The following is a 14343-nucleotide window of genomic DNA, read 5'->3' on the forward strand; positions in this document are numbered from 1 at the left end:
AGATATAATAAATTCATGATAATTAAAGGAGTTAACGTCGCTTGAAATATATAGAATCAGCTAAAAACACAAACATTAAACAGTGGAAGAAGCTCCATACGAAAAAAGAACGAACGAAAACGGGGCTGTTTCTCGTTGAGGGAATACATTTAGTCGAAGAAGCATTAAAGAGCGGGATCGTGAAGGAATTAATGGTCACCTCGCCCGATATGCTTCCTTCTCATATCCAGCCAGACATTGAGCTTTATGAACTGAGCGAAGAGGCCTTTTCTGCCATGACAGAAACAGAAACGCCTCAGCACATTGCCGCAGTCTGTACAGTTCCTGTTTTTGAAGAAAAGAAGGTTGAACGGCTTCTTTTATTAGACGCAGTACAGGACCCGGGGAATTTAGGCACACTCATTCGAACAGCAGATGCCGCTGGCCTTGATGCCGTGATCGTAGGAGAAGGAACAGTTGATGCGTTTAACGGAAAAACGCTCCGTTCGGCACAAGGGTCTCATTTTCACCTGCCTATCTTAAAGCAAACTCTTCAACAGGCGATCACGGAGCTGAAAGAACGAGGCATACCTGTATACGGAAGTGCCTTAAAAGATGCGAAAGAGTATAAAAACGTAACGGCAGAAGGTCCGTTTGCATTAATTGTTGGAAATGAAGGGGCTGGTATTGACCCAGAGATTCTGCAAATGACAGACCAAAATTTATATGTACCAATGTATGGGCAGGCAGAATCATTAAATGTAGCTGTTGCAGCCGCTGTTCTTGTTTATCATTTGCGTGGATAATGTTGCAACATGCGTTTATTTTCACTATAATAAAACTAATATTTTAAAAACCATGATAGAGGAAGATTGTTTCAAGAAGCGGCCTTTTAGGGAGAATGCATCGTAGACTGAAAGTGCATTTAAGGAATGCTGAAACAGGAATTCACCTCTGGAGTTGTCACCGGGACCGCAGGCTTTGCGTAAAGGTGGACCGGATTCGTTTGATTCCGTTATGTCAATGAAGCTTATTCGCACATGCATTTGTGCTTAACAAGGGTGGTACCGCGACCACAACTCGTCCCTTCTTTTATGGAGGAACGAGTTTTTTTATTGTCTTCAAACGACCAAACAGCCGTTTATCCGAGCGGTTTTGTATATCAAAAGGAGGATCACACTCATGCAAGAAACGTTAAAACAGCTTGAAACAGAGGCGATAGCGAAGGTTGAAGCAGCTAGCTCGCTCAAAGAGGTCAATGACATTCGTGTTCAATACTTAGGGAAAAAAGGACCGATTACAGAAGTACTTCGCGGAATGGGCAAGCTCTCCGCAGAAGAAAGACCGAAAATGGGTGCACTTGCAAACGAAGTAAGAGAGCAGATTGCTAGTGCCATTGCTGAAAAAAATGAACAGCTGGAAAAAGAAGAAGTGAAGAAAAAACTTGCTTCTCAAACGATCGATGTTACTTTGCCGGCAAGTCCAATCAAAATGGGGGCAAGACATCCATTAACGATAGTTGTCGAAGATATTGAAGATTTATTTATCGGAATGGGCTACACCGTTGAGGAAGGTCCTGAAGTGGAAACGGATTATTATAACTTTGAAGCATTGAATCTCCCAAAGGAGCATCCGGCACGTGATATGCAGGACAGCTTCTATATTACCGAAGATACACTGATGAGAACACAAACATCACCAGTACAAGCACGTACACTTGAGAAATATAAAGGACAAGGTCCTGTGAAGATCGTCTGTCCTGGTAAAGTATATAGACGTGACAGTGATGACGCGACTCATTCACATCAATTTATGCAAATTGAAGGGCTTGTCGTCGATCACAATATTAGCATGAGTGATCTAAAAGGAACGCTGGAGACAGTCGCAAGAAAAATGTTTGGGGAAGATCGTGAAATTAGACTGCGTCCAAGCTTTTTCCCTTTCACAGAACCATCTGTCGAAGTCGATGTGTCTTGCTTTAAATGCGGCGGGAAGGGCTGCTCTGTATGTAAAGGAACAGGCTGGATTGAGATTTTAGGTGCAGGAATGGTTCATCCGAATGTCCTGAAAATGAGCGGATTTGATCCAGAGACTTACCAAGGCTTTGCTTTTGGAATGGGTGTGGAACGGATCGCGATGCTGAAATACGGCATTGATGATATTCGCCATTTCTACACAAATGACATTAGATTCACAAAGCAATTCAAGCAGGACTAAGAGGAGGAAATCAACATGTTTGTTTCATATAAATGGTTAGAAGACTATGTCGATTTAGAAGGCATCAAGCCGGCTGAATTAGCAGAAAAAATCACAAGAAGCGGAATTGAAGTGGAAGCCGTTGAATATAAAGGCGAAGGCATCAAAGGAGTTGTCGTTGGACACGTCATTGAACGTGAACAGCATCCGAATGCGGATAAATTAAACAAATGTCTTGTTGATATCGGCGAAGACGCACCGGTGCAAATTATTTGCGGGGCTCCGAATGTGGAGAAAGGACAGTATGTGGCCGTCGCAACGGTTGGCGCAGTCCTTCCTGGCAACTTTAAAATTAAAAAAGCAAAACTGCGCGGTGAAGAGTCTCATGGCATGATTTGTTCTCTGCAAGAATTAGGCGTAGAGAGCAAGCTCGTACCAAAGGAATATGCAGAAGGGATTTTTGTTTTTCCGAATGACGTGAAACCAGGGGATGATGCTCTTCAAGCACTTCAATTAGATGATGCGGTACTTGAGCTTGGCTTAACACCAAACCGTGCCGATGCCCTGAATATGCTGGGTGTGGCTTATGAGGTTGCCGCCATTTTAGGAAGAGATATCAAGCTTCCTGATACAGCACATGACACTTCTTCCGAAAAAGCAGCAGACTATATTTCTGTTAAAATTGAGGATCAAGAAGCGAATCCACTTTATGCAGCAAAGATCATTAAAAATGTAAAGGTTGGACCAGCACCGCTTTGGATGCAAACAAGATTGATGAATGCAGGCATCCGTCCAATTAACAACGTTGTGGATATTACAAACTTTGTACTGCTTGAATACGGCCAGCCGCTTCATGCCTTTGATTATGACCGCTTTGGTTCAAAGCAGGTGGTCGTTCGTAAAGCGTCTGACAGCGAAATCATTCAAACACTCGATGAGCAAGAGCGTACATTGTCATCAAAGCATCTTGTCATCACGAATGGAACGAAAGCGCACGCGGTAGCAGGCGTCATGGGCGGCTTCGAATCAGAGGTACGGGATGAGACGACGACGATTCTTTTAGAAGCGGCATATTTCAACGGTCAAACAGTCCGTCAAGCATCTAGAGACTTAGGGCTTCGCAGTGAATCAAGCACACGATTTGAAAAAGGCCTCGATCCGCAGCGTACGAAACCGGCAGCAGAAAGAGCAGCTCAATTGATCAGCATGTATGCAGGCGGTGAAGTGCTAAGCGGTACAGTTGAGGAAAATCACCTTGAAGCAAGTATGAATGTCATCCACGTATCAACTGAGCGTGTGAACAAGGTGCTTGGAATGAGCATTTCAAAAGAAGATATGATTCAGATTTTCAACAAATTAGGCTTTACAGTGGGCGAATCAAATGATGTTCTTGTCGTAACAGTTCCTTCTCGCAGAATGGATATTACGATTGAAGAAGACCTCATTGAAGAAGTCGCAAGATTATACGGCTACGATAATATTCCATCTACACTGCCTGCGACAGCCGGCACTGTTGGCGGTCTCACCCCATACCAAGTAAAGCGCAGAAAGGTAAGACGTTTCTTAGAGGGCGCAGGACTTTCTCAAGCGATTACGTATTCATTGACAAATCAGCATAAGTCCACAGCTTTTGCCCTGCATCCAGCTTATGAAACGAGACTTTCTCTGCCAATGAGTGAGGAACGCAGTGTGTTAAGACAAAGTCTTCTGCCAAACTTACTTGATTCTGTAGCATATAACTTGGCAAGACAAGCTGATTCATTTGGATTTTATGAAACGGGCTCTGTTTTCTTAGCAGAAGCTGAAGGGGCAAAGCCAGTGGAAAAAGAACATGTCGCTGGTGCGCTGACAGGCTTATGGCATAAAAATCTTTGGCAGGGCGAGAAAAAAGCCGTCGATTTTTATGTAGCGAAAGGAATTGCTGAAGGATTGTTTGAAAAGCTTGGTGTGTCAGACCAAATCACATATGTTCAAGCAGAGCGTGAGGGTCTTCACCCAGGGCGAACAGCAGATGTTCACTTAAATGGTCAAGTCATTGGCTTTGTTGCCGCACTGCATCCAGTCGTTGAAAAAGAATTGGATTTAAAAGAAACGTATGTCTTCGAGTTTGATTTAACAGATGTGATGACATCTGAAACGAAGGATATGAAATATACAGCGATTCCGAGATTCCCTGCTGTGACAAGAGATATCGCACTTGTTGTCGATCAGCATATCTCAAGCGGACAGCTGGAGCGTGTCATCTATGAAGCAGGCGGTCATCTACTCACAGACCTATCTGTATTTGATGTGTACGAAGGGGAACATATGGAAGAAGGCAAAAAATCTGTTGCATTCTCTCTTCAATATTTAAACCCTGAACAAACGTTGACCGAGGAAGAAGTCACCGCTGTTCACACAAAAGTTTTAAAAGCACTAGAAGATACGTATCAAGCCGTCTTACGCGGTTAAAGGAAAAAAGCTAGGGCCTCATGGGCTCTAGCTTTTTTTATAGCATTTTTTTCGCTTTTTGTGTGTTGGCAAAATGCAGCTTTGTAAATTGACGTAAAGCATCTTCACCATGCAGCTTGATGAGCTTGGCGGCGGCCTTATCTACATGAGGACCGGCCCCTTTTGGGATGTCAAAGCCTGCAGCCTGTGATAATTTGTCCATTTCAATTAAAAAGGCGTACCTTGCGATAATGGAAGCTGCAGCGACTGACAAATGGATGCCTTCTGCTTTTGTACTAAAATACGTCCGTTCCCGAATGATTTTTTTCCCGGCAAGATGCTTGAAATAAATGCCTGGTTCTGCAAATTGGTCAATCAAAATGGCTTCAGGCTGCTGTCCTTCCAGTTTTTCTAGCACAGAGGTGATGACTTGGTTATGAAGAAGTGCCTTCATTTTTCCTTGACTCATGCCCTTTTCCTGCATCGTATTGTACTTTTCATTTCGGAGAACGAGAAGGCTGAACGGAATGGTTTTGATGAGATCCTTGGCAATGTTGATAATTTGCGGGTCCTTTAATCCTTTTGAGTCTTTTACGCCAAGCTCTTTCATTAAAGCAAGCTGGCTGGCATCAACATAGGCCGCACAGACTGTGATCGGTCCGAAATAATCACCTGTACCTACTTCATCTGAACCGACGACCGACATGGAAGCAATGCCAGGCGGCGGACTGTATTTTGTGACAGCAGGTGATTTTTGACTTTTCGTATCAGCTGCTTGTAAATGGCTGAATTGACTGGCTTCAGCTTCTGCCTTTTGTCCTTGAAAGAGCACTTTTCCAGATCGATAAGCTGTAATCGTACAGCCAGGGACTTTTGCTTGAAAGAGGGCGCCTGGCGGCAAAGTGTCTGTTAAATGGTGCGCATACGCGCTCTTCATTTTTTTGAGGTCTTCTGATGTTGCTTTTAAAACGGATTGGGGCACAGTGGATAACTCCTTTTTACCTTGATATCATTGATTTCTAAAGTGTACCATAACAGGTAAGGGCTCGTCTTTCCATTCAATGTCTAAACATGTTATGATAGAGACTAGGATTCTCGTGGAATGGAGGAGAAACGTTGTCTGACGGCGGTAAAACGAAAACAACAGTTGAGATATACGGACAGTCCTATACGATCATCGGTCAAGAAACGAAGATGCATATGCGGCATGTTGCGTCAATTGTTGATGATAAAATGAGAGAAATAAATGAAAAAAATCCATACCTTGATATAAACAAATTAGCTGTACTGACAGCAGTCAATGTCGTCCACGACTACTTGAAATTAAAAGAGCAATACGAAAAATTAGAGATTCAGCTAAAAGAAAAGGAATGAAATTACCGTGATCGATATCATCATTTTGTTTTTGCTTCTTATGGGAACGCTTGTCGGTCTAAAACGCGGGTTTATTCTTCAATTTATTAAATTGATCAGCTTTGTTGTTTCTATATTAGTGGCTTCTATGTTTTATCAGTCACTTGCACCACAGCTTAAGTGGATTCCGGCACCTAATTTTAGCGGCGGTCAACCGCAGCTCGCTTTCTTTAGCGGGAATCTAGAAACAGCTTATTATAATACCATTGCGTTTATCATTCTGTTTATCTTGACCAAAATCCTGCTCGCCATCATTGGCGGATTGCTCACAACCATTGCAAGTATACCTGTGATTAAACAGGTGAACAAACTGCTTGGCGGTGTTTTAGGATTTCTTGAAACCTATTTATTTGTGTTTATTCTATTGTTTGTCGCTGCATTACTTCCAGTAGATGCGCTGCAAACAATGATGAGCAAATCAATGTTAGCAGATGTGATCGTAAACAACACCCCTTACCTGTCCGGTCTTGTCAAAGACCTATGGTCGACGTATGGAGTTTAAAAACTTCTCCTTTCCTGGAGAAGTTTTTTCTCATTCCATGACAGAAAGTTGTAGGATGAAGGGAAAGTTTGTATATTTATATAGGAAGATGCCAAAGCGGCTGGAGGATGAGAGATGAATAAAAAAGATATTATCAAACTTCTTGAAACAATTGCAGTATATATGGAACTAAAAGGAGATAATCCTTTTAAAATTTCTGCCTTTCGTAAAGCAGCAGCGGCACTGGAACAAGACGACCGCAGCCTTTCTCAAATAGATGATCTATTAGCATTACCCGGCATTGGAAAAGGAACCTTTGCTGTGATCACAGAGTATATCGAAAAAGGACAATCAGAAACACTTGAACAATTAAAAAAGGAAGTGCCTGAAGGACTTGTCCCGCTCTTAAAATTACAAGGGCTTGGCGGGAAGAAGATTGCTAAACTTTACCAAGAGCTTGGTGTCCATGATGCACAGTCGTTAAAGGAAGCATGTGAAGCGGAAAAAGTACAAGCGCTTGCTGGCTTCGGTAAAAAAACAGAAGAAAAGATTCTCGCTGCTCTTGAGGAGGCCGGAAAGCAGCCAGAACGACTGCCAATTGGCTTTGCATTAGATGTGGCAGAGCGGATTGATCATGCGCTAGAACAGATGAAGGGTATTCTTCGTTTTTCTAGAGCTGGCAGTCTAAGACGTGCACGGGAAACCGTCAAAGATTTAGATTATATCATTGCGACTGACAATCCTGAACAAGTCAGAGAGCAGCTTGTTGCACTTGATGATGTCAAAGACGTCATCGCAAGCGGTGATACGAAGGTATCTGTCATTCTTGCCCTTGATTTTGAGATCAGTGTAGACTTCCGGCTTGTGACAACAGACCAATTTGCCACAACGCTGCATCATTTCACCGGCTCAAAAGATCACAATATTCGTATGCGCCAGCTTGCGAAGGAACGCGGAGAGCGTATTAGTGAATATGGTGTGGAAACAATTGAAACTGGAGAAGTCAAAACGTTTGAAGACGAGGCCGCTTTTTATGCGCACTTTGAACTTCCGCTCATTCCGCCAGAAATTCGTGAAACCGGAGCGGAGATTGATACGTATAAAGAAAGTATGCAATTTGTAGAGTTAAAAGATATCAAAGGCGACCTTCATATGCACTCGACATGGAGTGACGGCGCATTTTCTATTCGCGAAATGGCAGAGGCATGTATCGCAAAAGGCTATGAATACATGGCGATTACAGACCACTCGCAATATTTAAAAGTAGCAAACGGTTTAACAAAAGAACGTTTACGTCTGCAAGCAAAAGAAATTGACAAGCTGAATCAAGAATTCGAGCATTTTCACATTTTCAAAGGGGTCGAAATGGATATTCTCCCGGATGGATCATTAGATTATGATGATGACTTTTTAGCAGACATGGATTTTGTCATTGCGTCTATCCATTCTAGCTTTTCTCAGCCGGAAGAAGTCATTATGGAGCGCCTTGAAAATGCCCTGCGGAATCAGCATGTGGATTTAATTGCACATCCAACAGGCCGTTTGATCGGCAGACGGGACGGCTATGCCTTAAATATAGATCAGCTCATAGAGCTTGCGAAGAAAACGGGAACTGCACTAGAGCTCAACAGCAACCCGTCAAGACTTGATTTGAAAACAGAGCATTTAATGAAAGCAAACGAAGCAGGTGTAAACATCATGATCAATACAGATGCACACAATATCACCATGCTGGATCATATGGAAGTTGGTGTAACAGCTGCAAGAAAAGGCTGGACACCAAAAGCAAATGTCGTGAATACTTTTTCTCTAAACGAGATCAAAAAGTTTTTAACGCGTGACAGGTAGTCGTTAGGAGGCTGGACCATGCTGCAACAAAAAGTGTTAGCATCATTAGAATTTCATAAAGTAAAAGAAAAAGTCATGTCCTATACCGCATCCTCATTAGGAAAAGAAAGAGCGCAGGATTTAACGCCGCTGACGGATATTGAAACCATTCAGCATTTGCTGGAAGAGGTAGCAGAAGCACAGGATGTCATCCGTTTAAAGGGATCGGCGCCATTTGGCGGGCTGACGGATATTAGACGCGGGGTCAAACGGGCAGAAATCGGCAGTACATTAAGCCCATCTGAGCTCATGGAAATTGCAGCGCTATTATATACTGCGAAAAATATGAAGCACTTTCTCACGTCACTGTATGAAGATGGTGTAGATATACCGCGCCTTCATGCTTATGCAGAGACGCTGATTTTGCTGCCTGAAGTCAGAAAAGAAATCGAAAGCTGTATCGGTGATAATGGAGAAGTGCTTGATCACGCAACTCCGGCGCTACGAACAATACGTACGCAATTACGTTCATTAGAATCAAAAGTTCGTGATAAATTAGAATCCATGATTCGCTCACAATCTGCTTCGAAAATGCTGTCAGACACGATTGTTACCATTCGTAATGACCGGTTCGTGATTCCAGTAAAGCAGGAGTACCGCTCGAATTACGGCGGAATTGTTCACGATCAGTCATCATCAGGAGCAACCCTATTTATCGAGCCGCAAGTGGTCGTGGATTTAAATAACACCTTGCAGCAAACCCGTTTAAAAGAAAAACAAGAAGTCGAAAAGATATTGCAAATGCTGACAGCGAGCGTGTCAGAGCACATTGAGGAACTGCTTCACAATGTAAAGGAGCTTCAGACGCTAGATTTTATTTTTGCTAAAGCCAAATATGCAAAGGCAGAAAAAGCCACAAAGCCTGCTGTGAACGATCAAGGGGAGATTTATTTAAAGCGGGCAAGACATCCTCTATTGCCTAGGGATCAGGTTGTGGCAAATGACATTGAGCTCGGCAAAGATTTTTCAACCATCGTTATTACTGGCCCAAATACAGGGGGGAAGACAGTTACCTTGAAAACGCTTGGTCTTCTTACGCTGATGACGCAGGCAGGCCTTCATATTCCAGTTGAAGAAGGCTCGGAAGTGGCTGTATTCGACCAAGTCTTTGCTGATATTGGAGATGAACAGTCCATTGAGCAAAGCTTGAGTACGTTCTCATCTCATATGGTCAATATTGTAGATATCTTAAAGAATTTGACATCTAACTCACTCGTGTTATTTGATGAATTAGGGGCAGGAACAGACCCTGCAGAAGGTGCCGCGCTGGCCATGAGTATCTTAGATGAAGTGCATCAAACAAATGCACGCGTCATCGCAACGACTCACTATCCTGAGCTGAAGGCTTACGGATATAACCGAGAAGGTGTCACAAATGCGAGCGTGGAGTTTGACATTGAAACCTTATCACCAACGTACCGCTTGCTCATCGGTGTGCCCGGACGAAGTAATGCATTTGAAATTTCTAAACGTCTTGGTTTGCCAGATCACCTCATTGACCGGGCAAAAGCGGATATGCATGCCGAACATAATGAAGTAGACCAAATGATTGCTTCATTAGAAGACAGCAAGAAACAAGCAGAAGAAGAGCTGCATGAGACAGAAATCTATAGAAAAGAAGCAGAAAAGCTTCATAAAGAATTGCAGAGACAAATTCTTGAATGGAATGAGCAAAAGGACAAACTGCTTGAAGAAGCTGAAAAAAAAGCAGCAGAAAAAATTGAACAAGCCTCAAAAGAAGCAGAAGACATCATTCAAGAGCTTCGGTCGATAAAAAATGAGCATCGATCATTCAAAGAGCATGAACTCATCGATGCGAGAAAGCGTCTTGAAGAAGCAGTCCCTGAGTTTGACCGGAAGAAAAAGCCAGAGCCGGTGAAAAAAGCAGCAAGACAGCTAAAATCAGGCGACGAAGTGAAAGTGCTCACCTTCGGGCAAAAAGGAACGCTGCTTGAACAAACAGGTGACAAAGAATGGAGTGTCCAAATGGGCATTCTGAAAATGAAAGTAAAAGAAAAAGATATGGAATTTATCAAATCAGCACCTGAATTTAAGCAGGAGAAAGCCATTACGGCAGTCAAAGGAAAAGACTATCATGTATCGCTTGAGCTTGACTTAAGGGGCGAGCGTTATGAAAATGCCTTAAGCAGAGTCGAGAAATATTTAGATGATGCTGTCTTAGCTGGTTATCCGCGAGTGTCAATCGTTCACGGAAAAGGAACTGGCGCCCTTAGAAAAGGGGTTCAGGAATTACTGAAACAGCACCGAAGTGTGAAAAATGCTCGTTTTGGGGAACAAGGCGAGGGAGGATCAGGCGTTACCATCGTCGAATTAAAGTAAAAAGGAGAAAACGCATGAAAGCCTTTTGGGAAAATGAACTTGTGGAAATTGCCGCCTATTACAGCGTGGCCGTCCTATGTCTTGTCTTATTTCTAACCATTTTTGAACTCGTTACCTCCTATAAAAACTGGGAAGAGATCCAGCGTGGGAACTTAGCTGTTGCCATGGCAACAGGCGGAAAGATTTTCGGGATTGCGAATGTGTTTCAGCATTCAATCGCACAGCACAATTCCCTTCTACAAATGGTTGGATGGGGCGTATACGGCTTTGTGATGCTGCTTGTCAGCTATTTCATTTTTGAATTTTTAACACCACGATTTAAAGTAGACAAAGAGATTGAGAATGATAATAGAGCGGTCGGGTTTATTTCACTCATTATTTCAGTTGGGCTGTCTTACGTAGTAGCAGCCGGCATTTAAGGAGACGACATGGAAAAGCTAGCAAAAGTATTAATCGTAGTTGCCTGCACTTTTGCGGTCATTGGTGCCGTTTACATGTTCCTGTGAAATGAAGAAGACAAAGTGAGAAAGCTGTCAGGGATTCCTTGGCAGCTTTTATCTCACCCGAAGGCGGCGAATCACATGAAGAAAATTCTGCAAAAAGACGAACTCATAAAGCGTATTGATACTTGTCTTCAAATGACTTCCCTGCCAAGAGACATATATGAACCGTATATTGCACGTCCATTTCAAACGACTGGATTTTTTGATGATTTGAGCCCTTATATTCAAATCGATCCGAGTGGCTATATTCTCATTCAATATGAACGAGGAATCCAAATGCTGCACAAAAGAACAAAAGTGGCAGATGAAGTCATTTACTGGATTTTAGAAGACACGATCTTTCTTACAGTCTACATAGACATGATGAGGCAATATCAAGTCGACAACATCCAGACGCATTTACCTAATGACCCGAGTATCCATCAACAGATCGTGGAGAGAGTAAATGAGTCATTCCGTGCAATTGGTGGTTTATATGAACAGTGGCATCATGAAGGAAAAAGAGCATCAATCGAAACACCAGCGCAGAAATAAAGATGTCATGGAACCAAGCTCTATTTGAAAAAAGCAAACTGCCTTAAGGAAAAGTTTGCTATAATAAAATAGTACGAAAGTTCAGGAAGGAGGGTTTTTATGCAGTCAGATAAACGTTGGCTTCTGCATTACCCGAATCAAATTCCCCACGAACTCACCATCCCAAATGAGACGTTACAATCTTACTTATTCAGCTCCGCAGAGGCTGCACCTGAGCATACAGCCATTCATTTTCTAGGAAAAAACATCACCTATGAACAGCTCCAGGAAGAAGCATTGAAACTAGCTGGTCACCTGATGAAAATTGGCGTGAAAAAAGGCGACAGAGTAGCGATCATGCTGCCAAACTGTCCTCAATCCGTCATTTCTTATTATGCTGTTTTAATTGCAGGCGGCATCGTTGTTCAAACGAACCCGCTTTATACGGAGAAAGAACTGGCATATCAAATGGAGGACAGCGGCTCAAAAGTGCTGATTACACTGGATTTATTGTATCCAAAGGCCTATAAAATGAAAGCGCTGACAAGTATGGAGCACTTGATCATCACCAAACTACAGGATTATTTACCATTTCCGAAAAACATTCTGTTTCCTATCGTCCAAAAAAGAAAAAATAAAATGGTCATCCAAGTAGAGAAAAGTGAGACCATTCATCACTTCTCACAAATTATGAAAGAATCGTCAGGAGAACAGATTCCGGCGCTTGCCTTTGAACCGAAAGAGGATGTCGCTGTTTTGCAATATACAGGCGGAACGACTGGTTTACCAAAAGGGGTCATGCTGACGCATGAAAATATTTTAGCGAATACTGAAATGTGCGCTTCTTGGATGTATAAAACGACAAGAGGAAAAGAACGAATCCTTGGCATCATTCCGTTTTTTCATGTATACGGAATGACGACCGTATTAAACCTTGCTGTCAAAGAAGGGCATTCAATGATTCTCCTTCCGCGATTTGACGCAGCTGATACCCTCAAAACGATTGAAAAACAGAAACCGACGCTCTTTCCAGGTGCACCCACCATGTATATCGCCTTGCTGCATCATCCGAACATTGAAAAGTATGACCTGTCGTCCATCACTGCATGTTTAAGCGGCTCTGCGGCTCTTCCTGTTGAAGTCAAACAAAGCTTTGAGAAATTAACAGGAGGGCGTTTAGTGGAGGGGTATGGTCTTTCAGAAACTTCGCCAGTGACCCATTCTAACTTTTTGTGGGGAGCGAACAAAACAGGCAGCATTGGCTGTCCGTGGCCTGGGACAGACGCAGGTATTTATTGCGAGGAAACAGGTGGCCTTAAAGAGCCGTATGAGCACGGAGAAATTATCGTCAAAGGGCCGCAAATTATGAAAGGCTACTGGAATCAGCCAGAGGAGACAGCAGCTGTATTAAGGGATGGATGGTTTTTCACCGGAGATATTGGGTATATGGATGAGGACGGTTTTTTCTATATCGTTGACCGGAAAAAAGATGTCATTATTGCGAGCGGTTATAATATTTACCCAAGAGAGGTCGAAGAAGCCCTATATGAACATGAGCTTGTACAAGAAGTCGTTGTCGCAGGTATACCAGATCCTTATAGAGGAGAAACAGTAAAAGCGTTTGTTGTGCCGAAAAAGGATGCTTATTTAACAGAGGATGAACTCGATCGCTTTGTCAGAACGAGAATTGCTTCATTTAAAGTACCGCGCGTGTATGAATTTAAAGAATCACTGCCTAAAACGGCTGTCGGAAAAATTTTACGCAGAGTATTAATTGAAGAAGAAAAAAGAAAGCAAGCTTCATCATCTGAGACACCTGTCGATCAATTGAAGAAATAACGACCTTCATCATCCGGTCGAGCGGCCGGATGATTTGAATGATAACAGTCTGCTCTGGTATGATAAAGGTTGAAAAGAAAGAAGAAGATCTCTTGACAAATCACCCGTTTCTTTTTAACATAAAGTTATGAATGAATGCTCATTCAATTTAGAAAGGGACGAAGCACATTGAAGCAGAAAAGACCGAAGTACATGCAAATTATTGATGCAGCAGTTGTGGTGATTGCGGAGAACGGCTATCATCAATCACAAGTTTCAAAGATTGCGAAACAAGCAGGGGTGGCAGACGGAACCATTTATCTTTATTTCAAAAACAAAGAGGATATTCTCATCTCATTGTTCAAAGAAAAAATGGGACAATTCATCGAACGAATGGAAACAGATATCCAAAAGAAGCCATCTGCCAAAGAAAAGCTTCTACTGTTGATTGAGGAGCATTTTCGCATGCTGGCGCAAAATCATCATTTGGCTCTTGTGACACAGCTTGAACTCAGGCAGTCAAACCTTGAGTTGCGGCAAAAAATCAATGAGGTGCTAAAAGGGTATTTAAATATGCTCGAGTCGATTTTAACAGAAGGAAAGAAAACAGGAGAATTTAGACAAAATTTAGATGTCCGCTTAGCGAGACAAATGGTATTTGGGACGATTGATGAAACCGCAACAACATGGGTCATGAATGATCAAAAGTATGATCTGCCTGCACTCGCAGAAAATGTACATGATCTACTGTTAAACGGAATACATCAATCCTAAAGACAATGT

12 protein-coding genes are annotated in these 14343 nt (G+C 42.6%); 11 read left to right on the top strand and 1 reads right to left on the bottom strand.

Annotated elements, in window-relative coordinates:
- Window positions 1–41 precede the first annotated feature (41 nt).
- The 3 genes from BAE31_RS09660 to pheT all read left to right on the top strand — a co-directional run bounded on the left by BAE31_RS09660 (window position 42) and on the right by pheT (window position 4626).
- Window positions 42–785 (top strand): TrmH family RNA methyltransferase, encoded by a 744-nt coding sequence (locus tag BAE31_RS09660; protein WP_076840314.1) that lies wholly within the window; start codon window positions 42–44, stop codon window positions 783–785.
- Window positions 786–1161: 376 nt separating this feature from the next.
- Window positions 1162–2196, top strand: a complete 1035-nt coding sequence (pheS, locus tag BAE31_RS09665; RefSeq protein ID WP_076840315.1) for a phenylalanine--tRNA ligase subunit alpha — start codon at window positions 1162–1164, stop codon at window positions 2194–2196.
- Window positions 2197–2211: 15 nt separating this feature from the next.
- Entirely contained in the window at window positions 2212–4626 is a 2415-nt protein-coding gene (pheT, locus tag BAE31_RS09670; RefSeq protein WP_076840316.1) for a phenylalanine--tRNA ligase subunit beta, read from the top strand.
- A gap of 37 nt (window positions 4627–4663) precedes the next feature.
- On the opposite strand, the gene rnhC is transcribed toward pheT, so the two are convergent.
- Window positions 4664–5587 carry a ribonuclease HIII gene (gene rnhC, locus BAE31_RS09675; RefSeq protein ID WP_076840317.1) on the bottom strand — a complete coding sequence of 308 codons (924 nt, stop codon included), beginning with the start codon at window positions 5585–5587 and terminating at the stop codon, window positions 4664–4666.
- Between the two features lie 134 nt (window positions 5588–5721).
- Between rnhC and zapA the strand changes: the two genes are divergently transcribed.
- The 8 genes from zapA (at window position 5722) to BAE31_RS09715 (ending at window position 14334) form a co-directional block, all read left to right on the top strand.
- A complete protein-coding gene (gene zapA / locus BAE31_RS09680) occupies window positions 5722–5979 on the top strand; it encodes a cell division protein ZapA (protein ID WP_012010831.1) in 258 nt (85 codons plus the stop codon).
- Window positions 5980–5986: 7 nt separating this feature from the next.
- The gene (locus tag BAE31_RS09685) at window positions 5987–6520 is read left to right on the top strand and encodes a CvpA family protein (protein ID WP_076840318.1); all 534 of its coding nucleotides are present in this window, start codon (window positions 5987–5989) and stop codon (window positions 6518–6520) included.
- A 114-nt stretch (window positions 6521–6634) separates the two neighbouring features.
- Window positions 6635–8347 (top strand): DNA polymerase/3'-5' exonuclease PolX, encoded by a 1713-nt coding sequence (gene polX / locus BAE31_RS09690; protein ID WP_076840319.1) that lies wholly within the window; start codon window positions 6635–6637, stop codon window positions 8345–8347.
- Between the two features lie 21 nt (window positions 8348–8368).
- Window positions 8369–10726, top strand: coding sequence for an endonuclease MutS2 (locus tag BAE31_RS09695; protein ID WP_076840456.1), 2358 nt, complete (start codon window positions 8369–8371; stop codon window positions 10724–10726).
- Window positions 10727–10740: 14 nt separating this feature from the next.
- A complete protein-coding gene (locus BAE31_RS09700; RefSeq protein ID WP_007501637.1) occupies window positions 10741–11145 on the top strand; it encodes a DUF350 domain-containing protein in 405 nt (134 codons plus the stop codon).
- A 162-nt stretch (window positions 11146–11307) separates the two neighbouring features.
- Window positions 11308–11763 (top strand): immunity 63 family protein, encoded by a 456-nt coding sequence (locus BAE31_RS09705; RefSeq protein ID WP_076840457.1) that lies wholly within the window; start codon window positions 11308–11310, stop codon window positions 11761–11763.
- Between the two features lie 99 nt (window positions 11764–11862).
- A complete protein-coding gene (locus tag BAE31_RS09710; protein WP_041107177.1) occupies window positions 11863–13581 on the top strand; it encodes an AMP-binding protein in 1719 nt (572 codons plus the stop codon).
- Window positions 13582–13749: 168 nt separating this feature from the next.
- The gene (locus tag BAE31_RS09715; RefSeq protein WP_024423221.1) at window positions 13750–14334 is read left to right on the top strand and encodes a TetR/AcrR family transcriptional regulator; all 585 of its coding nucleotides are present in this window, start codon (window positions 13750–13752) and stop codon (window positions 14332–14334) included.
- Window positions 14335–14343 lie beyond the last annotated feature (9 nt).

This window comes from Bacillus sp. I-2, from assembly GCF_001974945.1.
Lineage (GTDB): Bacteria > Bacillota > Bacilli > Bacillales > Bacillaceae > Bacillus > Bacillus safensis.

Bases quoted from the DNA above. Each gene is read 5' to 3' on its own strand.
- pheT (WP_076840316.1), top strand. From the start codon at position 2,212: ATGTTTGTTTCATATAAATGGTTAGAAGACTATGTCGATTTAGAAGGC.
- polX (WP_076840319.1), top strand. From the start codon at position 6,635: ATGAATAAAAAAGATATTATCAAACTTCTTGAAACAATTGCAGTATAT.
- BAE31_RS09705 (WP_076840457.1), top strand. From the start codon at position 11,308: ATGAAGAAAATTCTGCAAAAAGACGAACTCATAAAGCGTATTGATACT.
- BAE31_RS09710 (WP_041107177.1), top strand. From the start codon at position 11,863: ATGCAGTCAGATAAACGTTGGCTTCTGCATTACCCGAATCAAATTCCC.
- BAE31_RS09700 (WP_007501637.1), top strand. From the start codon at position 10,741: ATGAAAGCCTTTTGGGAAAATGAACTTGTGGAAATTGCCGCCTATTAC.
- pheS (WP_076840315.1), top strand. From the start codon at position 1,162: ATGCAAGAAACGTTAAAACAGCTTGAAACAGAGGCGATAGCGAAGGTT.